Origin of the sequence: Serratia fonticola (genome assembly GCF_001006005.1) — a bacterium.
In the GTDB taxonomy this organism is placed as follows: Bacteria; Pseudomonadota; Gammaproteobacteria; order Enterobacterales; family Enterobacteriaceae; genus Chania; species Chania fonticola.
This window is the reverse complement of record NZ_CP011254.1, coordinates 4,002,876-4,027,617: the sequence shown is the minus strand read 5'-3', so window position 1 is coordinate 4,027,617 and position 24,742 is coordinate 4,002,876. Positions and strand designations below refer to the sequence as shown.

Here is a 24,742-nt window from a genome sequence, read left to right as displayed (position 1 = left end):
ACAAAAAACAGAGCCTGCTACTGGCCAGACATTCAGACCGTTATTTATCTAGAATTACTGCATTTATTGCATCAATTTTTCGGCCTGAGCCAAAATTTGTGCACCCGATCTCACTGTCGCATCATAATTGTAAATATCTGTGCGGAACTGTGGCTTACCATCATCAGAGACCCAGGCCGTCAGGTAATACAGCTGCACCGGGATGTTCTGGCGGATGTTCACATACGTCGTATTGCCGCCTTTCAGCGTGGAGGAAACACGCGCGTTGTTCCAACCCGCATCCTGCAACAACATATTGGCCAAATCGGAAGCCTTGTTAACGCGCACACAGCCAGAGCTTAACGCCCGGATATCCTTCTGGAACAGGCCGTGGTTCGGGGTGTCATGCAGATAGATGGCATCCGAGCTCGGCATGTTGAATTTGAAACGCCCTAACGAGTTGCTGCTCCCCGGTGCCTGCTGGATGCGGTAAGGGAAGTTGCGTGGTGAAACCACAGTCCAGTCAATCATTGCCGGATCGATCACTTGCGCATCGTTGCTCCAGCCAGAGAATACACGGTAACCGTGTTTCTGGAAGTAGCTGGCATCATGCATGGCCTTAGGCACGATATCTTCACGGATCAGCTTGGTTGGCACGTTCCACGGCGGGTTGACCACCACGTTATTCAGCGCGCTGCTCATCAATGGCGTTTTGCGGCTCGGACGGCCAACAATCACCCGCGAAGATAACACTTCATTACCATTCAGATAGTAGGTGAGCGAGTAGTTAGGGATGTTGACCATAATGCCGGTATCAACGTGCCCTGGCAGAATGCGCAGGCGCTGGATGTTCAACGCCAGCAGTGAAGCACGAGTTTGCGGCGAAACGTTCAGCCATTCACGCGTCCGGGCACCGATAACGCCATCAGGCGTCAGCCCTTGCCAGGTTTGGAAGCGTTTGACTCCTTCCACCAGATCTTCGGTGTAACGATTATCCGTTACCGAAACCGGACTGGCCGGTTGTACCTGCGCTGTCGCTTCTGGAGAGGGAGCAAGATCTTTGATCGATGCCGCGCCCGGGCTAACGACAGCCACTGCGGTAGCACGATCCTTCTCTTCATCCACCGACAGATCGTCATCCGCCGCCGGAGTCGTCGCGCTGGCGTTGGTGACTTGAGGCTCAGGCGAAGCAGATGCTACCGCCGGAGTGGCGATTAGCATTCCGGTACGCGCCAGAATATCGCGCAGTGCGGGAATATCGTCGCTGAGCTGACCTGGACGCAGGCTTGCGCCATTGGTCATTTGTGGCCACGGGCGCCCAGCCGCCAGCATTTCGCGCAGCGCCAAATGCATTTTGGCGTACTGAGGGTGCTGCGGGGCCAACGAATTAATATACGCCAGCGTTTTGCCCTGATGTATCGAGAGCTGCCACTGGTTGATCACCGTATTCGCTGGCACCTTCAGCTTGTAAGGTACATTGCTGTACAGCCAGTTGTTGCCGTTGGCCCCGATTGAGGAGACAAACTGCAAATAACCCAGCATCGCATCCGACAGCACAATATCACGTGCCATATCGGTGATGAGCGGATCGGTCAGCAGTTTTACCCATTGAGTAAACTGCGGCTGTACGCCAGAAATGGCCAACTCAGCCAGTTGCTGTTGAAATTGCTGTACCGCTTCCCGATCTTGCCACATAGGCTGCATCTGGTTGGCGGCGTACAGCGGTGCCAAAGTGGAGAGATAATACGGCACAACGCTTTTCGGCAATGCCGCCAGCAGTTCGGCACGACTTTGTGCCACGGACATTCCCGATGACGATGACGCCACCGGTAACGCCGGTACAGTTGCCCATGCGGAAAACGACACGGCAAAACCACACGCTATCGCGCAACTCAATGCCAGACGTCGTACTGAGTTTCCATTTTTAAGCAACATCCCTTGCCCCCTGTAGGCTCACAAAAATACCGCACAGACTATTATTAGTTTCAGTATACAAACAGAACGGCGCTTTTGCTCTCAGCGCCGTAAATAACCGTTTCATCCCAGCTTACCACCGGCAAAAAAACACGCCTATCATCCTCGTCATGCAAAAAAATAGCCACCTTCAGGCGGCTATTTTCAGATTTATAGGGCATTTATTTTAGCTTTGTGGCGATTCTTCTGCCACCGAGTTTAAAGCCGGTTGTTCGCTGGCGAACCCACGCAGGCCAACCACGTGCACATGCTCATGGTTCTGGAACACTTTACGCACCAGTTTATAGGTGGTCCCTTTTTCCGGGCTGATGTTTTCTGGCGCGGCGATAATCAACTGCATCTCCAGACGATCGCACAGCTCAAACAGCGTGGCGATGGATTTGGCATCCAGACGCGCGGCTTCATCAAGGAACAGTAGGCGGCAAGGTGAAATATCTTTACCCCGCAGGCGGCGTGATTCCTCTTCCCAGCTCTGCACCACCATGACCAGAATTGACATGCCGGTACCGATCGCTTCCCCGGTAGACAACGCGCCACTTTCTGCACGCAGCCAGCCGTCGGAGCCACGGAAGACTTCCACTTCCAGCTCCAGATAGTTACGGTAATCCAGCAGCTCTTCACCGATAGTTTGTGGCGTGCGCTGGCCCATATCGATCTGCGGGTTCAGGCGCTGATACAGCTTAGCCAACGCTTCCGAGAAGGTCAGACGGTTGCTGTTAAACAGATCCTGATGCTGTTCCTGCTGCTCAGAGAGCACATCCAGCAAGGTGGCATGCGCTTCCCGTACGTTGACGTTCAACCGCACGCTCTTCACCTGACCGAAGGAAACCGCTTGCAGCCCCTGGTTAAGCATCCGGATACGGTTCTGCTCGCGCTGAATAGTCTTGCGGATAATGTTCGCCACGCTCTTCGAACTGATCGCCAGTTTCTGTTCGCGCGCGGTCAGCTCTTCGGTCAGACGGCCCAGTTCGATCTCCATCTGTTCGATAGCTTCGACCGGATCGTCAGTGCGGATAATATCCTGACGGATACGCTCGCGCAGATGCTGATAGACCGCGATAAAGAACTGGATCTTGCGCTCTGGCCGTTTCGGATCTTCCGACAGGCGCAGCACATCACGCAGATGTTCGTTATCCGCCACCGCCAGACGCAGCGCACCCAATGCCTTATCCGACATCGAACGCAGCTCGTCACCGTCCATATAGGCCAGTTCACGACGGTGCAGACGGCGTTCAACCCCGTTGTCTTTCACCAGACGCATCACGGCACACCAGCCCGCCTTGGCGGTCACCACTTGCTCACGCAGTTGGTAATAATCACGCTCCAGCTTGCGCAGTCTCTTTTGCAGGCTGTCCATTTCCGCTTCGCAGAAGGTCAGTTGTTTCTCCAACTGGTTGCGGCGGTTACGGTTATTACTCAGCGAGGCATGTAATTCGTCCCGACGCTGCCGCGCGCGGGCTTCGGCATTGGCATCGGCCTGCACACCAATGTCCACCAGTTCCTGGCTCAGCTCTTTAAGCATGTCGCGTTTGGCGTCATAAGAGCTTTTCAGCGAGGCCAGCACCTGGCTGTATTGCGTAAACTGGGTCTGATACTGGCGCAGTTGCTCGCGGGCGCGGGTACGTTCCGCTTCCGCATGTTCCAGGCGTTGACGCAGTTTATCGTTGAGATCGTTATCGGCATTCTGCATACCTGCAGAATCGGTATAGCTGAAGTGCGCGCGGCGCTGTACCACTTCCGTCAGGGCAAAGGCTTGCTGTTTAGCCTGGCGTTGGGTGGCCTGGGCCTGCACATAGTCCTGCTGTAGCTGCTCATGTTGCTCCGGATCGCTTTGCAGCACCGATAACATAGGCTCCAGCTTGGCCAAGGAAACGCCGTGCTGTTGGATATAGCGCGCAGCATCATGCGCCTCTTCCATTTCCTCGCGGATCTCTTCGACACGATCCTGCAAGGTTTCATCATTCAGCAGTGAGACTAGCGGCATCAGGCGGTTGAGTGCGGAAATGCCCTCTTTGGCCTGATCGTATTGCTGACGCTGCTGTTGGTTCTGCGCTTCGTGGTTATTCAGCGCACGCTCAATTTCACCACGGCGGCTGTTCAGAGCACGGATATCCGCTTCAGGATCTGCGTCAAACGCCACGGCGAGGTGCGAACCGATAAAGCGACTGAACGCCTGATGAGAACGCTGGGTTTTCTGCACGTCAAATGACAAGGTAGCGTAGCGTTCGGCCAATGAGTCACGCTCTGCGTACAGCACTTCCAGGCGATTTTCCCGAGCAGCACGGCCAAACAGCGGGACTTCCGGATAGCGGGAGTAACGCCACTGGCGATCGGCGATTTTCACCACCACCGCTTTTTCTTGCTCTTCGACGGCGAACACGCTGTCGTCAAACGACTGCGGATCCCCTTCGATCAGGTAGAGATCTTCCGGGCAATCTTCCAACCCTTCCAGCATCTCACGCACCAGCGACAGATCCGGCACCACAATGGCGTGGCGCGATGGACCGTACAGCGCGGAGAAGTACGGGGCATCGTCAATGGTGACATCGTCATAGATTTCTGACAGCAGCACGCCGCCAAAGCGCTCCGCCAGCGTTACCAGACGCTGATCTTCTGCCCCGCTCGGCTGGCTGAGGCGTTCAACCTGCGCTTCGATTTCGCGCTTGCGGCTGGCCACTTCATCACGTTCAACCGTGGTTTCGCGTTCGCGCTCCAGCAGTTGCTGCATGTATTCGGTAACCTGCTGACCATCTTCGAAAGCTTCACCGCTCTGCTCGCTGAGCTGGGTCAGTGAATCCTGCGCGGCCAGCCAAATCGGTGCCCTGGCGGTCAGCTCTTTGATGCGCTGCTGGATCTGCTCCAGCTCCTGGCGCATTTCCATCCGGCGCTCACCGGCCTCGCTGACGCTTTGCGACAACGATTCCAAACGCTCTTCCAGCTCTTGCTGCAAGGCGTCAAGTTCATCCGGTTGATAAGTCTGCCCGTGACGTTTACAGAACTCCTGCAACAGACGTTCGGCATCCTGCTGTGAGCGCAAGCGTTGCTCCAGCTCGCTCAAACGCATCCGCAACGGCTGCACTCGCTCGGCCTGATGCTGCTGCGAAGGCCAGTCACGCAATAGCTCACGCGCAGTTTGCCAGGCTTCACTGCGGCTGACTTCGCCCGCAATTTTACCCACCAGCTGGTAGGCCTGCTCGAACTGGCTGTGAGCCGCATCCGCCACGCTTAACTTTTGTTCCAACAGCAACAGGGACTCTGTCGCTTCCTGCTCACGTGCCTGGAAGGTATCCAGCCACTCTTCGGCATTTTCGGCGGTCAGTTCCGGCACCTGACACAGTGCACGGGCGCGTTCAAGTGCCTGAAGTGCCTGCTGATATTGAATGGCGCGGGTTTGTTGCACGTCCAACGCCTGCTGGTAATCGGCGAGCTGGCTTTTCAGCTCATCCACCTCCAGCTCTGCGGCTTCGGCACGCGCTTCGTTTTCCGCCTGCTGCTCGCTCGCTTCGGCGACAACCTCATTCTGTTCTTCCAGACGGTAGGTCAGCTCTTCCAGATCGCCTTCATAGCGTTCGATCTTTTCCTGCTGGCGCATTGCGGTCTGCACCAGATTGAGGTGATCGCTGGCGGCCTGATAATCGGTTTCCAGATCGGATTCAGCACCGCTTTGCTCAGCCAGCTCACGCGCCATTTCAACATGGCGGAACTGCTCAGCGGCCAGCTGTTTGCGGCTGCTCAGCAACTCGTTGCGTAATACCAGCGCTCCATCCAGATGGATACGCCGTTCATTGGCGTGGCGCATGTAGTCTGCGGCAACGTACGAGGTCGCTTCAGAGATCAAATGCTTGAACAGATCGCGGTCCGACTGAGTGACGCGGATCGCTTCCAACGTCATGCGGTTCTCGCGCAGTGCGGCTTCCATATCCTGGAACGCTTTACGCACGCCGCCGTTTTCCGGCAGCAGGTAATCACGCAGAGAACGGGTGATGGCGCTGGAAATCCCGCCGTACAGCGAGGCTTCGATCAGGCGATAGAACTTGCTGCGGTCGGAGGATGTGCGTAGACGCTTGGGCAGCACCCCCAGATCAAACATCAGGGCGTGGTAATCGGTGATGGAGTTGAACTGCTTGAACTGCACCCCTTCCATCTCTTCAACACGCTCTTTCAGTTCCTGCAACGAGAGTACTCGAGCCTGACGCTCACCCACGGTCTCGGTCAGCAGTTCAGTCGGTTGCACCGCCGTTGGCAGGCCCTGAATGGTGAAAGGTTTGATATCGACCTTACGATCGCGCCCCGCAACCTGTTGCAGACGAACCCCGACCACCACACGCTGGTGGCGTGAGTTGACTACGTCCAGCGTTGAGTAGCAGACACCGGCACGCAATTTACCGTGCAGGCCTTTATCGCGTGAACCGCTGGTGGCACCGGCTTCGGTAGTGTTACGAAAGTGCAGCAGCGTCAGATCTGGGATCAGCGCCGTGACAAACGCCGCCATGGTGGTTGACTTACCGGCCCCGTTACCGCCCGAAAGCGTGGTGACCAGCTCATCAAGATCAAAGGTTCGGGCAAAGAAACCGTTCCAGTTAACCAGCGTCAGTGAGCGAAATTTACCGCGTTCAATCATTCCTGTTCATCCTCTGCACTGTCCGGGGTGGCTTCTGCCTGCGCATCTTCCGCATCAACGTCATCGTTCAGTGACAGGCTGTTTTCAACCGGCATCGCCTCACCATCGCGGATCATCCGCAATTGGGCTTCGCGCGGGTCGTCACCGCTACGCACATCGGCACCGAAGCGGAACACCGCCTCGGTAATGCGGAATTTGCTGTTGTCATTGCCCATGAAATACACCATGCCCAGACGGCGCAGGCGATTGAGCGAGGAGCGCACTTTTTCGTGCAGCTTCTGACGATCGAGATCCGAACCGGTGGAGCGCTGGTTGACGAACTTCAGCAGCTTGCTCTCATCCGCCAGGCTCAGCAGCTCATCATACAGTTCCTGTTGGCTGAAAATGCCTTCGTGCGCCAGGCGCTCGGGGCTCAGGTAGAGGTAGCACAGGATCTTGCCGACCATCATGTCCAGCTCGGAAAGCACCGAGCGTGGAATGAGCGTGGTCGAGCGCGGGCGCAAATAGAAGAACCCTTCCGGCGCCCGGATCAGCTCGACGCTGTAACGGGTATAAAACTCTTCCAGCTCGTCTTGAAAATCCATGAGGAATGCGTGGTTGTCCAATTCATCGATACCGATGTGACGACCTGCGCGCAATTGGCTGTCCAACGCCGGAAACAGCGTGTTAGACAATGCCTTGGCCAGCTTGACTGGCATTACTTGTTCAATATTTGTCGATGACATGGGCCTGTACCTTGGCTCCGTAATCATTGATTGCCTGCCACTGCGCGGGCAACCCTGAAAAATCAGCTTCAGCCACACCAAGGCGCACTGCCTGGTCGACCACTATGCGGGCAACGTCAAAGTGACGCACACGCGGATATTGCGCCAGATAATCGCGCATCACTGCCCCTAAATCGAGCGGCATTTTTTGTTCCTGGTAAACCTTCAGTGCCTGTTCGATCATTGCTGCCAGCTGTTCGCGAATTTCGCTGAACTCTTCATATTCCAGATCTGGCGGCAGCTCCCCGGTGACCTCTTCACTGCGCAACGCCAGCTCTTCGTCTCGCATATCGAGCAGACGATCGGCGTTGGCATGGGTCAGCGTCCAAGGGTTATCGAAGTAGTTTTGTACCGATTGGCGCAGGCGTTGGGCGAACACGCGGTTTTTATCCATATCGATGGCGGTACGGATAAACTTGTGCACGTGGCGGTCATAGCCGATCCACAGGTCAATCGCCTGTTGGCCCCAACTGATGATGCGATCCAGCTTGCTTTGCAAATCAAACACCAACTTATCGACAAAGCCCAGCTCCATCTCACCCAACGTGGCGTCCTGAATGCGCAGCAGGTTGGCCTGGAGTTTATCACCTGCGGCCTCCAGCGTATCCTGAAGTTCACGCAAGGTACCGGAAGTTTCCGACAGCAGCATTTCACAGCTGGAGATCGCCGCACGCCAATCCTGGTTGAGCAGCGCCGCAATATCGGTTTTCACGCTCTGCTGCTGTTCATCCATCAGGCGCTGGGTCAGATCGATACTGTCGAAGATCTCCGCTACCGAGTATTTCAGCGGAGCAAAGACGTTGCGGTGCCAATGGAAATCATCGCCGCCCTCTTCGGCAGCGTCTGCGGCACGCTTTAACTCTTCCGCCACAATCGACAACTGCATGGAAAGGCGCAGGGTCGAAAACTCACGCTGGCGGATATAGTAATCGGTAATACCAATGCCCAGCGGAGTCAGGCGATAGATGGCATTGCCGTCCGCCAACTCGCTGGTAAAACGGTTCAACAGGCGCTGGCGCACCATGTCGTTAATCGCATTGTTGGCGCGTATCGCCACCGTTTCATGCGTCTGTTCAAACCCTTTGCTGACATGGCGAAATGCATCAACCAGCTCACCTTCGCTCATCTCGCCGTCCAGCCGCTCACCATTTAACGTGGCAATAGCCAGCAAAAACGCAAGACGCTCAGTGGGGAGCGAAATAGAGAAATCATTTTTCCGTGCCCAGGCGACCAGTTCGGGTACTGTCTGGGAAAATTCACTCATAGTTCGTCCTTCAGGTTCGGTTTATGCGCCGAGACGTGAATATAGCGCCCCAAACTCACGTAAGGCTCTTGCCGACAATAAAGCTGTTCAAGCGCCAGTAACTCTTCAAATTTTTGGGTCTGTAGCTGCCTGCTTTGCAGATAATCATGGAAAACCCTCACGCCGGTTTTGCCTGAAATCTGCATGCCCATCTGCTCCAACCAGCCGTAGACCAGCGGTGGGCTGTGTGGATACTGCGGCGACAGCGAACGCTTGCGACGCCGCCTGACCTCGGGATCCACCAGTTGGAAATTGCCCAACACCACATTACGCATCAACAAACCGTTGGCATTAAAGAACATCAGTGACAGTGCGCCGCCGGGCACCAGGCAATCAAACAACGCCTGTAATGCCACCTGTGGTTCGGCGATCCACTCCAAAACCGCATGGAACAATATCAGATCGACCGGTTGTGCCAAATGCTGACCAATCTCTTGCGCCGAACTTTGTATGAATTGCATGTTCTGGCTCACACCTTTCTGCTCGGCCAGCAACGCAGCGCGTTGGATCATCTCACCAGAAAGATCGCACAACAAGACCTGATGTCCTAATTCTGCCAGTTGGCAGGCCATATGGCCTTCGCCTCCACCGGCATCCAGAATACGCAGCGGCCGCTGTGGCAACTGGGCCAGCAGCGTGGTCAGATCCTGCCAGACCACCGCCTGACGGATTTTCCCCTTGGTGGTGCCGTAAATATTACGCGCAAACTTCTCGGCAATATCGTCAAAATTGCGATCCTGCATGGACAACGGCTCCGCTGATTTTATCTTGGCCGACGGCAAAGCGCCTGCCCATTCAAACCTGCTATTTTGGCACAGACTGGCTTAGAATAAATCTTCTTGCAGCATGAATGCGGCCAGATGTCGTTTTTTCGCCCAAAAGGACCTGATTTTTGATGTTATTTAACTTAAAAAAATTTATTGGCGGCCTGATGATGCCTCTACCCGCCCTGCTGTTGTTAATGGGGCTGGCATTATTGCTGCTGTGGTTTACCCGTTGGCAGAAAAGCGGCAAAGTCATGTTAAGCCTGAGCTGGCTGCTGTTGCTGTTGCTCAGCCTGCAACCGGTCGCCGATCGCCTGTTGAAGCCGTTAGAATCCAGTTACCCGACCTATAGAGGCAACGGCCCGATTGACTATATCGTGGTGTTGGGTGGCGGTTATACCTATAACCCAGACTGGGCCCCTAGCTCTAACCTGCTCAATAACAGCCTGCCACGGGTGACCGAAGGCGTCAGGCTATACCTGTCGCACCCTGGTAGCAAGATGGTCTTTACCGGTGGAAAAGGCGCGAAAACGCAAAGCAGCGCGGCCACCGCAGCACTGGTGGCGGAAAGCCTAGGCGTACCTGCCAGCGACATCGTGCTGGTGGATCGCCCGCGGGATACTGAACAGGAAGCCGTAGAAGTCGCCAAATTGGTGGGGACGCAGCCGTTTGCGCTGGTGACATCCGCTAATCACTTGCCGCGTGCCATGCGCTTCTTTGAGGCTCAGGGCCTGCACCCAATCCCGGCTCCGGCCAATCAACTGGCCATTACCTCACCGCTGAATATCTGGGATCGGGTGATGCCTTCCGCGATGTTCCTTGGGCACAGCGAACGGGCGGCATACGAAACGCTGGGCAGCCTGTGGCAGCAGCTAAAAGGTGACGGAGAGGCCAGCAGCGATTAGTGAGCCAGCCAGGGCCGCAGCTGTTGCGCGGCCTGATCGAACGCCGGGCGATCCAGCTTGCCGGTATGGATCATCCTGGCTACCGCTTCCCATACCACATACAGCCAACGACGAGACAGGAAAGACTCCGCCACTGGCGCACGCTGTAGATAGTGGAACAGCAGTTGATCCGGCATCCCCGCCTCGCAAAGTCTGAACAGCTCATATTCCCGTGGCGCCCACAGCATCATGCCAGGGTTGAGCATCGCCAGCAGTTGGTCGGTTTTGGCATCTTTCAACATGCTGCGCAACCCCAGATTGCCGTGCACCAACACGCAAGGGTCGTCAAAATCGGCAAAGAAGTCGATCAGCATTTCGCGCGTGCGGTACAGCAGACGGCGATCTGCCATGCTTAACAGCGGCGAGTTCATATTACCCAGAGTTGACCAAAGTACCTCGATACGCTGATGGTACCAGCTGCACCAATCATTCTCCTGCGTGCTGTCTACCGAGCCCACACAGCCATGGCTGTCGATACGGTGCCAGGCCAGCATGCCGTCGACAATCTGCTCCATCAAGGCTTCCCAACGGGCCAAGGTTCGGGTTGGCGCCTCGACCGACACGCCACGCAGGCGTTCGATCAACAAAATCTCTTTGTAGGGTGCTTGCCGGGTGTAGACCACGCCAAATACCGTTGGCAGACGAATGTCCCCTTCTCGCGCCAACATGGATAGTTTATAAGCTTCCTGCTGGGCAATACCCTCACAGACAAAGCTTTTCGCCATCAACGGGATCGCCTGATCCTGGCGATCGTACAGTGAATACAGATGGGCATAAGGCTGTTCGCTGACGCGTTCAAGACGACCGACGGATTCTCCCAGCACAATACTCAATTCGGCACGCAGCTGCTCCATGGGACGAACCCCTCCAGATTAAGGATAAGCATCTGTCATCATTGAACGGTGAGCGGAGAAATTCTTCAATGCAGATCAATAAAAGGGGGATCAGGGAATTGAGATGGCCGGGGTCTCCGGCCAATAGACGGCTCAACGCTTGATGCAGTCCCGCACTCGTTGCAGATCTTCTGGGGTATCGACACCGACGCTCGGGATGGCTTGCGCCACCGCGACGTGGATCTTTTCGCCGTACCACAGCACACGCAGTTGCTCCAGCAGTTCAATCTGTTCCAGCTGGCTTGGTTGCCAGCTGACATAGCGGCGGACAAAACCGGCACGGTAGGCATAAATGCCGATATGCCGCAGCAGGCTATTGCCAATACTCTCTTTTGACTGAGCAAAACGCTCACGATCCCAAGGGATGGTGGCGCGTGAGAAATAGAGCGCATAGCCTTGCGCATCCATCACCACCTTGACCGCATTCGGGTTGAAGGCTTCTTCTGCGGTTTCGATCGGCACCGCCAGCGTGGCCATTCCTGCGCTGCTGGCCGCCAGGTTTTCTGCCACCTGACGCACGATAACCGGCGGGATCATCGGCTCATCGCCTTGCACATTGACAATGATTTCATCATCGGCAAAACCACATTTCTCGATCACTTCCGCCAAGCGTTCGGTGCCGGAATGGTGGTCCGGGCTGGTCATGCAAACTTCACCGCCGGCAGCCTCGACCGCTTTGGCCACCTCAGGGTGATCGGTGGCGACAATCACGCGGGAAGCCCCTGATTCACGGGCTCGTTCCATCACATGCACCACCATCGGCTTACCGTGGATATCCGCCAACGGTTTACCCGGCAAGCGGGTGGACGCGTAACGCGCCGGGATGATAGCGATAAAACTCATGCGTGTTTCTCGTCCAGTGGTATGGTGCGCGCTTCGTTTTCCAGCAATACCGGAATACCATCACGCAGTGGGTAGGCCAGGCCGTCCAGCTTGCAGACCAGTTCCTGATGTTCTTTGTTGAAATAGAGCTTACCGTTGCAAACCGGGCAGGCAATGATTTCGAGTAAACGGTGATCCATGCTTCCTCCAGGGGAAGATATGCTAACTAGGGAAAGTGCGTGAGGATAGCATAACGCCATAGGGCCGGTTAATCACCGCCTGATTTGCTGAGACGGTTGCCGAACGGGAAATTTTTCTGCGGGGGTTGAATCACTCCATTCGCAGGCGTAGAATTTTTTGTGACTTACATCACAAAAAAATGAGAGCCTGCAAATGATCAAACGTCTTCATAAAATCATCGCGCTGTTTGCCAACTACAGCAACTAACAAAGCTTAGGGCGAGGGGCGTTAGTTATTCTACTTCCCAGCCCTGCCCCCACTCTGCGGCCAACAGCGCCGGAACATCGCCCAGCGCAATCTGCCGCGCCCCGTGCCATTTCGCCGTACGGGTGATTGCCTGACGAATATCCTGACAACGCTGCTTACCCAGCTTGACCCCAGATTCAAGATGGAAACTGATCACTTCAAACACGCCCTGCTTGCGGTGCATTTTCGCATCTACCCGGCCAATCAGTTCGCCCCGCTGTAACAGCGGCAAGGTGAAATAGCCGTACTGGCGTTTTTCTTTTGGCGTGTAGCATTCCAGCCGATAGTCAAAGTTGAACAGTTCCAGCGCACGCCGCCGATCCCACACCACCGGATCAAAAGGAGACAGCAGGCAGGTTACCGTGGATTTCAACTTCCCTTGTTCTGCCAGCGCCAACTCGGCCGCCAGCGACTGATGGACATAAAATTCCCCTTCCAGCCCGTCGATAGCGATCTGGGAGATCTCTCCCTGCTGTAATAACGTCGCCAACAACGGTTTGGGGGCGACGCGTTTCAAGCGGTAATAATCTGCCAGCCATTCGGCTTTAAACACGCCGAGATAACGACAACTGCGGGTGAGCATCTGTTGCTGCGCTGTCGCCTGAGATAAGGCATGCATATCATCATCCCACTGCGGCAATAAACGTTCGGTGAGATCGTAGACACGGTGAAAATTACGGCGTTCAGCCACCATCAACTTGCCAGAGGTAAACAGAATTTCCAGATGACGCTTTTCCGGCTTCCAATCCCACCAGCCGTTAGCGCCTTTCTTTTCGGCGCTAAAATCGGCCGAACGCACCGGCCCCTGCACCGCGATATGCTGTAGCAGTTCATCGATAGCCTGCTGGTGCTGTTGCACCCATTCCTGCGAGTATTTCCATCCCATCCCCTGCGGTTGCAGCATGCGATGGCGCAACAGACCAAAGTCATCGATGGGAAGAAAGCAGGCTTCGTGCGCCCAGTACTCGAACAGTTTGCGGCTAGCCAAAGCCTGTTCCAGCCATTCTGGCCGATAATCGCCCAGGCGACTGAACAGCACCAGGTAAGGGCTGCGGGCCACCACGCTGATGGTGTCAATTTGCAGCAACCCCATACGATCGATGGCGGTAATCACATCATCGGGGCAGGCCTGGTGTTTGATTGGGGATAGCAGCCCTTGAGCGGCAAGATGAAGCGCGCGGGCAGAGGAAAGCGAAATAACGGGGATTGGCATCCTGATATCCAAGGGTCATTGAGCAATGGCCTGATGATAGAGGATCCTGGAGAAATTTTCTTCGCCAGTGCATGGGGTGGCGGCACCGGCACTGGCGAGGAAAGTTTGGGTCAGAACGCGATAACGTCTGCCGCTGACAGCCCGTGAGAGCTACGATAAATCGAGAACTCGACGTTCTGACCTTCGTTTAATGACTTGTTCTTGGTATTGGCGATAGCACGGCGGCTAACATAAATTTCGTCACTACCATCGACCGGTGAAATAAAACCATAGCCTTGAGCCTGATCAAACCATTTCACTTGGCCCATTTTTAGCATTGTATTCTTAAACATATTTTATATCCTTTCACTTGAGCATCCTTCACAACGTTATTTTTGTTATTGTGTGGACGCTACCAGCCCATCCTAAAGTTTCTCGTAACAAACCTCTCGTGAGCAAAAATTAAAAAACCCGCACTACGGCGGGCTGTTTGAACTTAATATCTTCCGCATAACTCAGCATAAACGCGTCATTATGGTTGTATTAAGCTCTCTATACGCTATTCCCTGTAAACTTACAGAGCAACAACGTTGGCGGCAGCCGGCCCGCGCGGGCTGTCCTGAATGGTATACTCAACACGCTGGCCTTCTGCCAGAGTCTTGAAACCTTCGGTCATGATTGCAGAGAAGTGTACGAATACATCTTTGCCGCCATCTTGTTGTTCAATGAAACCAAAACCTTTACTTTCGTTGAACCACTTAACCTGACCAGTCTTCTTAGACATTACTATTACCTTTTAAATATTTACAAAAACCTGCCCTATGGCAATTTGGCCGTTTTTCAGAATCATTACTTATGGGAGGTACTTAGAAGGTTCGTCTTTGAAGCGGAATCAGATGATAACGTCTTGGGAGGAACTACTTAATCTATACTCGTACATAAATAGCGCTGCATCACAGGCCGGTATGCATTTACTCATAAACTCATCATCAAGACAAGAGGTTTATCACACTTTTTAGCTACATCCGCCCAGAACATTCCTATCACACTGATTTTAATAGTTTAAATTCCTCATATTTTTAGCTCATCAAAGGGGCATCTCGCTCATCACCCGCCACTTGGGGTGATGCCTGCAAATGAGAGCCAACGCATAAAACACTAATATCGTTAGCCAATCGATAACAAATCACGAACCAACTGACTAGACTTGAGTCAAAAACACGGTGAGGTGTCATCCAGCCAGCACTATTGGCGGCCTAAACCGCATTTTTCAGATTTTATTGAGCTAAGGAGCTAGCAGTATGATCGACCAGCACTTCGTCTCGCCGAATGACATTCGCGCCAAATTTTCCCTGGCAATGTCGGCCATGTATCAACAAGAGGTGCCACTGTACGGTGACTTGATCGAACTGGTCGCTGAAACCAATCGGGAGGTGCTGAGTAAAGATTCAACCTTGGCACATGGGTTACAGATTACCGGTGAAATCGGTCGATTATCGATGGAGCGCCACGGCGCTATCCGCGTCGGCACGGCTGCTGAATTGCAAACTTTACGACGACTGTTTGCCGTCATGGGCATGTCTGCGGTGGGTTATTACGATCTGACCGCTGCTGGCGTCCCCGTCCACTCCACCGCCTTTCGTGCCGTACATGAAGCCGATCTGCAAGTCAGCCCGTTTCGCATCTTTACTTCGTTGCTACGGCTGGAACTGATTGAGAATGTGGCACTGCGCGAGCTGGCACAACGACTGCTGGATCGCCGCTGCATTTTTACCGAGCGGGCTTTGGAGTTGATAGCGTTACATGAAATCCAGGGCGGGCTGGATGCCGAGCAGGCGCAAGAATTCGTTGCCCAGGCGCTCGAAACCTTTCGTTGGCACCGTTTGGCCACCGTCAGCGCCAGTGAATATCAACAGTTGCACAATCAACATCGCCTGATCGCCGATATCGTCGCCTTCAAAGGGCCACATATCAACCATCTGACGCCAAGAACGCTGGATATCGATCGGGTACAGGCGGCAATGCCAGAACGCGGAATCCCGCCCAAAGCAGTGATCGAAGGCCCACCTACGCGCCACTGCCCTATTCTGTTACGCCAGACCAGTTTCAAAGCGTTAGAGGAACAAGTCCTGTTTATCGAACCCGACGGTCATCAGGTTATGGGGCATCATACCGCGCGTTTCGGTGAGATTGAGCAACGGGGAGTCGCCCTGACCGCCAAAGGGCGTGCGCTTTACGATCGCCTGCTGCAGGCCGCCCAGGATGCATTACAGGTTCCGGCTACGGAAGATAATGCTCCACGCTATTACCAACTGCTGGCTGAACATTTCCAGGCCTTCCCGGATGATTACGATGCACTACGCGTGCAGCAATTAGCCTGGTTCCGCTATTTCCCTACCGAATGCGGGCTGGCAGCGAAAGACACCGTTGAGCAGAACAGCACGCTCGAACAGCTTATCGCACTGGACTACATCCGCTTCCAGCCGTTGGTGTATGAGGATTTCCTGCCGGTCAGCGCCGCCGGAATTTTTCAGTCTAATCTGGGGGGGAGCAGCCATGCGCAATACGCTGCGTCATCAAGCCGTACGGCGTTTGAACAGGCATTAGGGGCAGGCGTGATTGATGAATTGGCGCTTTATCAGCAAACGCAGCAGCGCTCACTGCAAGCTTGCGCGCAAGCCTTGGGCTTGCACACTTTGGAAGCTTAGATTATTTGATTAACTTCTGGATCCCTTGCAACAGTTGCTCGGCCTGCTCGGTGGGAAGTATCGCTTCAACCGGTAAATACCACCAGTCAGGCTGGGCAAAGGCACGGCATTTCACCTCATCCTTCTCGGTCATCAGCAGCGTTTGGCCTTGGCTCGCCAATGCGGCTAACTGCCCGTGGTTGTATTCTTGGTGATCGGCAAAGGCCACCTCGCGCTCGACCTCAACTCCCAACTTTTCTAGCGTGGCGAAAAACCTTGGGGGATGTCCGATCCCTGCCATCGCCACCACGTGGGGCAATTCGATCGCCGGGCGGCGTTCACCGCTGGCGATATTCACCGCATCCTGGGCCTGGAGCTTCATGGCGATTTCCCCCTGCTGGGCAACTCCGCCATTTGCCACACAGGCATCCACCGTCTTTAAGCGGGATACACGCTCACGCATGGGGCCAGCGGGTAGCCACCAGCCATTGCCGAAGCGACGAACGCCATCGATCACCACCAGTTCAAAATCACGCTGTAAAGCGTAGTGCTGGAGGCCATCGTCGGTGATGATCAAATCAAGCTCGCCCTGATTCAACAAGGCTTGCACCGCCTCGGCGCGCTTTGGCGAAATAGCCACCGGCGCCCCGGTACGCTGATAGATCAGCACGGGTTCATCACCGGCCTGCCGGGTGGTAGTCTGAGCATCCAGCACCAGCGGATAAACCGCCGATTTGCCGCCGTAACCTCTGGAAACCACGCCGACCCGGTAGCCACGCTGTTGCAGCTGTTCAACCAACCAGATCACCATCGGTGTTTTACCGTTGCCACCCGCAGTGAGGTTCCCCACGATAACCACCGGTACCGGCGCACGCCAACTCTTGCGCAAGCCACAGCGGTAGCTAAGGCGGATCAGGCCGCTCACCAGGCCATACAGCCAGGAGAGCGGCAACAGCAGTAGGTAAACCAGTGAACTACCTGACCAGATGCGCTCTATCATTACTGACCAAACTGCATGCGGTGAAGTTGTGCGTAAGCCCCTTTCTGCTCGATCAACTCGGCATGCTGGCCACGTTCAACGATACGCCCATCTTCAACCACCAGGATCTCATCGGCTTTCTCGATAGTCGACAGACGGTGGGCAATCACCAATGAGGTACGGTTTTTCTGCAGTTCGTCCAAGGCCGCCTGGATCGCACGCTCGGATTCGGTATCCAGCGCGGAGGTGGCTTCATCCAGGATCAGGATTGGGCAATCTCGCAGCAAAGCACGAGCGATAGCAATACGCTGACGCTGCCCACCGGAAAGCATCACGCCGTTCTCACCGATCACCGTATCCAGACCATGCTCCATTTTATCAATGAAGTCGGTGGCATAGGCCATACGCGCCGCTTTCTCGATCTCTTCACGGCTGTAGCGCTCTTCACGAGCATAGGCGATATTGTTGGCAATGGTGTCATTAAACAGGTGGACGTTCTGTGAGACCAGGGCAACCTGATCGCGCAGCGAGGCCAGGGTATATTCCCGCAGATCGTGGCCATCCATCAGGATCTGCCCTTCCTGCACGTCGTAGAAGCGCGTCAACAGGTTGGCAATCGTCGATTTACCCGAACCAGAACGGCCAACCAACGCCACCGTTTTACCTTCTGAAATGCTCAGATTGATATCACGCAGCGCTGGTATCTCGCGCCCCGGATAGGCAAAGGTCACATTACGGAATTCGATATCACCTTTGGCACGTTCAACCTGGCGGGTACCGGTATCCTTTTCCTGTTCCAAATCCAGGATCGAGAACAACGTCTGGCAAGCCGCCATCCCGCGCTGGAACTGGGCATTCACGTTGGTCAAGGATTTCAGTGGGCGCATCAAGGCAATCATGGCGGAGAACACCACGGTAATGGTACCGGCTGTCAGCGTATCCATCACGCTAGGGAAGCTTGCTGCAAACAGCACAAACGCCAATGCCAATGAGGCGATCAACTGAATAATAGGATCGGCAATAGAAGAAGCCGAAACCAGCTTCATCCCCTGCTGGCGCATGCGGTTACTGACGGTGTTGAAGCGCTCGGTTTCCACCTGTTGGCCACCAAAGATCAGCACTTCTTTATGCCCTTTCAGCATCTGTTCTGCACTGGTCGTCACCTGCCCCATGGTGTTTTGCATATTTTTACTGATATTGCGGAAACGTTTGGAGACTAGGCGGATCGCGAAGGAGACGATCGGTGCCAGCACTATCAGGATCAGCGAGAGTTGCCAGCTGTAATAAAACATCATGATGAACAGGCCGATGATAGAAGCCCCTTCACGCACCACGGTAACCAACGCGCTGGAAGAGGATGAAGCTACCTGTTCCGAGTCGTAGGTAATACGTGACAGCAGAGTTCCTGTCGATTGCTGGTCAAAAAAGGCCACCGGCATTCGCATCATATGGCCGAACAGACGACGGCGCATCTGCATCACCACCATGCCAGACACCCAGGAAATACAATAGCTGGAGACATAGCTGGTGATGCCACGCATCAGCATCAGGCCAATCACGACCAGCGGCATCCAATGCAAGACTCGGCTATCGGCTTTACCAAAGTCGTCTAATAACGGTTTGAGCAGGGACAGCATTAACGTATCCCCCGCTGCGTTTAAAACCAGCGCAATGGCGGCGACCACCAACCCGGTTTTAAAAGGTGTGATCATCGGCCAGAGGCGGCGGAACGTCTGCCAGGTGGACAGATCTTTATCATTCATCATGCAAATACCAGCATCGGAAGAAATAGCGGCCCATTCTACTCATTATCCCCCTCAACGCCAAACCGCTGATGATACCAACGTGGATTTAGTTGTTCGCGAAAGCCTTTAACTTGCCAATCATGACGATAAAAAAACACGCTGAGCTGCCCTGAGCGGGCCGTATCACGCCAGGGAATGTGATTTTCCCGATAGCGTTTAACTATTTTTGCTGCCGGTAACCGCCAAGCGTTATAGCGGGATGCCGAGGCAAACGCCAGCTCAGGGGCAACGGCACGCAAAAATGGCGGCGTTGAAGATGTCTTGCTGCCATGATGAGGCACCTGAAGGATAGTGCTAGGTAAATTCGCACGTTGTTTCAGCAACGCCTGCTCGGCCCGGCGTTCAATATCCCCCGTCAGCAACAGGCTGAACTTGCCGTCATCGACGCGCACTACGCAGGAGTCATCGTTAGCGGCATAATCCACCCGTGCAGGTGGCCACAACACCTGAAAGTTTAGCTCTCGCCACACCCACCGTTGCCCTTGTACGCAAGGCAGGTGGCCTACGTTAACGATCGGCGTACGCACGCTGGCCTGTGGAAATGCGGCTGCCAATATCGGCAAGCCGCCGATATGATCCAGATGGCTATGGCTGATAACGATTTGCTCCAGCGAGATCTGCCGCCAGCGCAGGAATGGCAAAATGTTGCGCTCTGCCGCGCTGGAGGCTTGCCAGCGGTTACCCGTATCAAAGATGACGGCCTTTCCTTCCCGCTCGATTACCACCGCCAGGCCGTGCCCTACGTCGAGCATATCGACCCGCCAGCGATAATCTGGCGATCTTTCCCGCCAGAACAGGCAACTTAACACCACAACGGCGCAACCGACAGGAAAGTGATACCACCAGCGAAAACGCCAGCAAACCACGGCTAACCACCCTAGGGCGCTAAATTGCAGCAAGGCAGCCCCAACCTGTAGCCACCCTTGCTCGAGCCCGGGAAGCGGCCATAAGGCCCAACTGACGGTAAGATCGGCCAATTGCCAACACCAGTGGCTTACCTGCGGAATAAAAAACAGCATCAGTGCCAACAATATCAACGGAACCGACAGCAAAGAAACGATCGGTACCGCCCAAAGGTTGGCGGGTAACGATGTCCAGCTCAAGCCATGAAACAGGCCAAATTGTAGGGGCATCAGCAAGAGCGTCATCCCTAGTTGCATGTGTAGCCAACGCAGAGGTGCCCACCCCCAAAAAGTGCCGAAGCGCCTGGGCAACGGTGCCCATTCGAACCAAAAGATTAAGGCCGCAACCGCCAGGGCAGAGAGCCAGAAGCTGTCCGAAAGCACTGACATAGGATCGCACAGCAACAGCAGGCTGATACACCACAGCCAGATTTGCCAGGAAGTGCAGGAAACTCCTTTGAGGCGCAACCAGAGCCATAGAGACAAGGCAATAAAGGCCCTCATTGCCGGAGGTTGCCCACCTGCCAGCCACACATAGCACAGCGCCATCAACCAACTGACGATCAGAGGCAGACGGTAGCCGATGTAGCGCGCGGGCAATAAAAACTGCACGCCACGCGCCAGCCCCCAGGCAAAGGCGGCGGCCAGGGAAATATGCAGGCCAGAAATCGCCATCAGGTGAGCCACGCCGGTTTTCATCAGTTGCCCACGCAGCTCATTACTCATCAGCGTCCGTTCGCCAAACGCCAGCGCCAGCAACACCGGGCGTTGCGTCAGCGGTATGAGCGATCGATCCCTCTGTTTGACGATCAGTTGGCGCCAGTTGCAGCCCTTATCCAGTGCCGTTGCGGAACGAACAAAGCCACGCAACGGTTGCCGATTAGCAATGGCCCAACGCTGCCCGTCAAAGCCCCCTTCATTCAGGCTGCTGTGTACCGGGCGAAAGCGAACCTTCATCGCCCAACGTTGCCCCGCACAGGGCTTTTCGCCGCGCCAGTTTGCCGTAAAGGACAATGCAGGCACCAGCCAGCGCCCGCTAACCTGCTCAATACGCAGTTGCACCTGTGGCGTTTCAACCCCGTCCAACCGAATGCTACGCACGGAAGCAATCACGGCTTTATCACCGCTGGTCGTCAACGTTGCGATTTGTTGCATCAACAGGCTGGCACTGCCGGTGGCGTAAATAAAACCCAGCAGGCAACAGCACAGTGCCTGGCGCCATGGATTCGGTTTATATCGCCATAGCCACAAAGCCGCAACGGCTAGCCCCATCAATAAAAGCCACGACGGTAAGTGGGGCAAAAACAGTATTGGCAGCATCCCCATCACCAAAGCGATGGCGGCCCTATCCAGTGAGATCCTGATTTCCGCGCTCCTTGCCAAGTTTATCCTGCAATAAATGTGACTTCTCAGACGGATAACCGCCAGTTGCAGGTTGCTACTCAGGAAAGCAGGTCGTAAACAATCGGTTGGCTATTTGGCATTTGCAGGAAAGGTTGCGTAGCGGAGCGCAAATTTTGGCAGGTATGGGGGGTTTTAGGCGAAAAAAAACGGCACCCTAAGGCACCGTTTTATATTCTTTACAAGCAACAACACTATGGGTGGTCAGCGACTAGCCATAGATATTGGCACGGTCACGTAACTCTTTACCTGGCTTGAAGTGAGGAACGTACTTGCCGTCCAACTCAACTTTATCACCCGTTTTAGGGTTACGGCCGACGCGCGGAGCACGGTAGTGAAGAGAAAAACTGCCGAATCCGCGGATCTCGATGCGCTCACCCTCGGCTAGCGTAGCTGCCATGTGTTCGAGCATCTCTTTCACTGCATCCTCAACGGCCTTCGCCGGAATATGAGATTGCTGGCCAGCAAGTCTTTCAATAAGTTCAGACTTGGTCATAGTTCCTCCAAGCTTTGCAGCTAAACTACCGTATCGGGGCGGTCAGAAACCGCCCCCCGTCATTACTCGCCTTTAGCCGCTTTGAAGGCTTCAGCCATAGCGTTAGAGAAGTTGCTTTCTTCCGGCTTGGTGTTGTTAACCGTAGCGATTGCATCTTTCTCGTCAGCTTCGTCCTTCGCACGGACGGACAGGCTTACAACGCGGTTCTTACGGTCAACGCCAGTGAATTTAGCTTCAACTTCGTCACCAACGTTCAGAACCAGAGTTGCGTCTTCAATACGGTCGCGAGAGGCTTCAGAAGCACGCAGGTAACCTTCTACGCCGCCTGCTAATTCAACTGTAGCACCTTTGGCGTCAACTGCAGTGACTTTACCAGTAACAATAGTACCTTTCTTGTTCATAGACAGGTAGTTATTGAACGGATCTTCAGCCAGTTGCTTCACGCCCAGGGAGATACGCTCGCGCTCTGCGTCAACTTGCAGAACCACAGCTGCGATTTCGTCGCCTTTCTTGTATTCACGAACTGCTTCTTCGCCTGCAACGTTCCAGGAGATGTCAGACAGGTGAACCAGGCCGTCGATGCCGCCGTCCAGGCCGATGAAGATACCGAAGTCAGTGATAGACTTGATTTTACCTTCAACGCGGTCGCCCTTGTTGTGGGTTTCTGCGAACTGCTGCCATGGGTTGTTTTTGCACTGCTTCAGGCCCAGGGAAATACGACGACGCTCTTCATCGATGTCCAGAACCATCACTTCCACTACATCGCCCACGTTAACAACTTTGGACGGATGGATGTTTTTGTTGGTCCAATCCATTTCAGAAACGTGTACCAGACCTTCAACGCCTTCTTCGATTTCCACGAAGCAGCCGTAATCAGTCAGGTTGGTAACACGACCAGTCAGCTTGGTGCCTTCTGGGTAGCGTTTAGCGATAGCAACCCATGGATCTTCGCCCAGTTGCTTCAGGCCCAGAGATACACGAGTACGCTCGCGGTCGAACTTCAGCACCTTAACAGTGATTTCGTCGCCCACGTTGACAATTTCGCTTGGGTGCTTAACGCGTTTCCAAGCCATGTCAGTGATGTGCAGCAGGCCGTCAACGCCGCCCAGATCCACGAATGCACCGTAGTCAGTGAGGTTCTTAACGATACCTTTAACTTCCATGCCTTCCTGCAGGTTTTCCAGCAGTTGATCGCGCTCTGCGCTGTTTTCGGATTCGATTACTGCACGACGAGAAACAACAACGTTGTTGCGCTTCTGATCCAGCTTGATGACTTTGAACTCAAGCTCTTTGCCTTCCAGGTGCAGAGTGTCGCGAACTGGACGCACGTCAACCAGGGAACCTGGCAGGAACGCACGAATACCGTTCAGCTCTACAGTGAAGCCACCCTTAACTTTGCCGTTGATAACACCGACGACAGTTTCAGCTTCTTCGTAAGCTTTTTCCAGCGTGATCCAAGCTTCGTGACGCTTAGCTTTCTCACGGGACAGCAGAGTTTCACCGAAGCCATCTTCAACAGCGTCCAGCGCAACGTCAACTTCGTCACCAACCTGGATTTCCAGCTCGCCCTGGGCGTTTTTGAATTGCTCAGCCGGGATGGCAGATTCAGATTTCAGACCGGCGTCAACCAGTACGACATCTTTATCGATAGCAACAACAACACCACGAACGATGGAACCCGGACGGGTTTCGATTGTTTTCAGGGATTCTTCAAAGAGTTGAGCGAAAGATTCAGTCATGTTTAATCTTCAGGGTTCTATAGTTTAACGTCCATTTAGCGTCCCGCCGAATGGGGTTGTTTCACATACCTTGCCATTGGCTTCCTGCCGACAAGGTTTAGGTTACAGGGGTAAAATTTTACCCGATATATTCAGTTACTGCTATGCAGTACGATGACAAATATAACAAAAAGCTAAAAACGCCGCCGCGCTTATTGCTGCGGCAACGCCAAAACTTCATGTGCATATGCCAACGCCCGCTGGATCACTTCCTCGATCGACATGCTGGTAGAATCCAACACGAGGGCATCGAGAGCCGGTACCAGTGGCGCAATAGCCCGATTACGGTCACGGTCATCCCGTTCCTTTATCTCGGCTAAAAGACGTTCAAAGTTAACATTAAAGCCCTTTTCCTGCAACTGTAGCATGCGACGATGCGCACGCTCTTCGGAACTGGCGTCAAGGAAAATTTTAACCGGCGCATCCGGGAACACCACCGTGCCCATGTCACGGCCATCGGCGATCAGGCCCGGAGCCTCGCGGAAAGCGCGTTGGCGGCGCAGCAGCGCCTCACGAACTCGTGGGAATGCGGCCGTTTGCGAAGCCGTATTGCCAACGGTTTCGGTGCGGATCTCATTACTGACGTCCTCACCTTCCAAAATAACCTGCAGCTTGCCGTCCTGAGCAACAAAGCGGACGTCGAGATGGGCGGCCAAGGGGACTAACGCCTCTTCAGAGGTGATATCCACCTGATGGTGCAACGCTGCCAGGGCCAAGACGCGATAAATCGCGCCGGAGTCCAGCAAACGCCAACCAAGGGATTCTGCCAGCGCTTTGCACAGCGTGCCTTTGCCTGCACCACTTGGTCCATCAACGGTTATCACCGGAACTGTAGCCGTCATTTCTCTCTCCTTCAGGTAGGAACCTCACAGGAACACGCCCTGCTGTCTGCCCAATTAGGAGCAGATTCGGGGGCGTATTATACGCGCCTGTGGAGTTTACTGTTACCGCG

General features: G+C 54.6%; 19 protein-coding genes. 2 read left to right on the top strand and 17 right to left on the bottom strand.

The annotated features are described in order from the left end of the window. Window positions 1-63: 63 nt before the first annotated feature. The 5 genes from ldtD to cmoM form a co-directional block, all read right to left on the bottom strand. Window positions 64-1,914, bottom strand: a complete 1,851-nt coding sequence (gene ldtD / locus WN53_RS17900) for a L,D-transpeptidase (RefSeq protein WP_024484590.1) — start codon at window positions 1,912-1,914, stop codon at window positions 64-66. A gap of 205 nt (window positions 1,915-2,119) precedes the next feature. Next, complete coding sequence (gene mukB / locus WN53_RS17895) at window positions 2,120-6,574, bottom strand: chromosome partition protein MukB (RefSeq protein ID WP_024484591.1); 4,455 nt, start codon at window positions 6,572-6,574, stop codon at window positions 2,120-2,122. Beyond that, complete coding sequence (gene mukE / locus WN53_RS17890; protein WP_024484592.1) at window positions 6,571-7,299, bottom strand: chromosome partition protein MukE; 729 nt, start codon at window positions 7,297-7,299, stop codon at window positions 6,571-6,573. Before mukE ends, mukB begins: the two co-directional genes overlap by 4 nt. Next, entirely contained in the window at window positions 7,280-8,602 is a 1,323-nt protein-coding gene (gene mukF / locus WN53_RS17885) for a chromosome partition protein MukF (RefSeq protein ID WP_024484593.1), read from the bottom strand. Before mukF ends, mukE begins: the two co-directional genes overlap by 20 nt. Then, window positions 8,599-9,384 (bottom strand): tRNA uridine 5-oxyacetic acid(34) methyltransferase CmoM, encoded by a 786-nt coding sequence (gene cmoM, locus WN53_RS17880; RefSeq protein WP_024484594.1) that lies wholly within the window; start codon window positions 9,382-9,384, stop codon window positions 8,599-8,601. Before cmoM ends, mukF begins: the two co-directional genes overlap by 4 nt. Before the next feature lie 152 nt (window positions 9,385-9,536). Between cmoM and elyC the strand changes: the two genes are divergently transcribed. Continuing rightward, window positions 9,537-10,310 carry an envelope biogenesis factor ElyC gene (elyC, locus tag WN53_RS17875; RefSeq protein WP_024484595.1) on the top strand — a complete coding sequence of 258 codons (774 nt, stop codon included), beginning with the start codon at window positions 9,537-9,539 and terminating at the stop codon, window positions 10,308-10,310. On the opposite strand, the gene WN53_RS17870 is transcribed toward elyC, so the two are convergent. The 6 genes from WN53_RS17870 to cspE all read right to left on the bottom strand — a co-directional run bounded on the left by WN53_RS17870 (window position 10,307) and on the right by cspE (window position 14,526). Further along, entirely contained in the window at window positions 10,307-11,203 is an 897-nt protein-coding gene (locus WN53_RS17870; RefSeq protein WP_024484596.1) for a YcbJ family phosphotransferase, read from the bottom strand. The two genes, elyC and WN53_RS17870, sit on opposite strands and share 4 nt — an antisense overlap. A gap of 132 nt (window positions 11,204-11,335) precedes the next feature. Beyond that, a complete protein-coding gene (kdsB, locus tag WN53_RS17865; protein ID WP_024484597.1) occupies window positions 11,336-12,085 on the bottom strand; it encodes a 3-deoxy-manno-octulosonate cytidylyltransferase in 750 nt (249 codons plus the stop codon). Continuing rightward, window positions 12,082-12,264, bottom strand: a complete 183-nt coding sequence (locus WN53_RS17860) for a Trm112 family protein (protein WP_021804911.1) — start codon at window positions 12,262-12,264, stop codon at window positions 12,082-12,084. The genes kdsB and WN53_RS17860 overlap by 4 nt, the downstream gene beginning before the upstream one ends. Window positions 12,265-12,536: 272 nt before the next feature. Beyond that, entirely contained in the window at window positions 12,537-13,763 is a 1,227-nt protein-coding gene (locus WN53_RS17855; protein ID WP_024484598.1) for a winged helix-turn-helix domain-containing protein, read from the bottom strand. Window positions 13,764-13,873: 110 nt separating this feature from the next. Further along, the gene (locus WN53_RS17850; RefSeq protein WP_037412097.1) at window positions 13,874-14,095 is read right to left on the bottom strand and encodes a cold-shock protein; all 222 of its coding nucleotides are present in this window, start codon (window positions 14,093-14,095) and stop codon (window positions 13,874-13,876) included. Between the two features lie 221 nt (window positions 14,096-14,316). Then, a complete protein-coding gene (gene cspE, locus WN53_RS17845; RefSeq protein ID WP_021804914.1) occupies window positions 14,317-14,526 on the bottom strand; it encodes a transcription antiterminator/RNA stability regulator CspE in 210 nt (69 codons plus the stop codon). Between the two features lie 517 nt (window positions 14,527-15,043). On the opposite strand from cspE, the gene hglS reads away from it, so the two are divergent. Further along, window positions 15,044-16,450, top strand: a complete 1,407-nt coding sequence (gene hglS, locus WN53_RS17840) for a 2-oxoadipate dioxygenase/decarboxylase HglS (protein WP_024484600.1) — start codon at window positions 15,044-15,046, stop codon at window positions 16,448-16,450. A 1-nt stretch (window position 16,451) separates the two neighbouring features. Here the strand turns inward: hglS and lpxK are convergent, their stop codons facing one another. From lpxK to cmk, 6 genes are all read right to left on the bottom strand, one after another. Continuing rightward, window positions 16,452-17,429, bottom strand: a complete 978-nt coding sequence (gene lpxK, locus WN53_RS17835) for a tetraacyldisaccharide 4'-kinase (RefSeq protein WP_024484601.1) — start codon at window positions 17,427-17,429, stop codon at window positions 16,452-16,454. Beyond that, complete coding sequence (gene msbA / locus WN53_RS17830) at window positions 17,429-19,174, bottom strand: lipid A ABC transporter ATP-binding protein/permease MsbA (RefSeq protein ID WP_024484602.1); 1,746 nt, start codon at window positions 19,172-19,174, stop codon at window positions 17,429-17,431. The genes lpxK and msbA overlap by 1 nt, the downstream gene beginning before the upstream one ends. A gap of 35 nt (window positions 19,175-19,209) precedes the next feature. Next, complete coding sequence (locus tag WN53_RS17825; protein ID WP_080660696.1) at window positions 19,210-21,441, bottom strand: ComEC family protein; 2,232 nt, start codon at window positions 21,439-21,441, stop codon at window positions 19,210-19,212. A gap of 286 nt (window positions 21,442-21,727) precedes the next feature. Continuing rightward, the gene (gene ihfB / locus WN53_RS17820) at window positions 21,728-22,012 is read right to left on the bottom strand and encodes an integration host factor subunit beta (protein WP_004928264.1); all 285 of its coding nucleotides are present in this window, start codon (window positions 22,010-22,012) and stop codon (window positions 21,728-21,730) included. A gap of 62 nt (window positions 22,013-22,074) precedes the next feature. Next, window positions 22,075-23,751: a 30S ribosomal protein S1 gene (rpsA, locus tag WN53_RS17815; RefSeq protein ID WP_021804919.1), complete on the bottom strand. Its 1,677-nt coding sequence runs from the start codon at window positions 23,749-23,751 to the stop codon at window positions 22,075-22,077. 191 nt (window positions 23,752-23,942) lie between these two features. Continuing rightward, a complete protein-coding gene (cmk, locus tag WN53_RS17810) occupies window positions 23,943-24,632 on the bottom strand; it encodes a (d)CMP kinase (protein ID WP_021804920.1) in 690 nt (229 codons plus the stop codon). Between the last annotated feature and the right edge of the window lie 110 nt (window positions 24,633-24,742).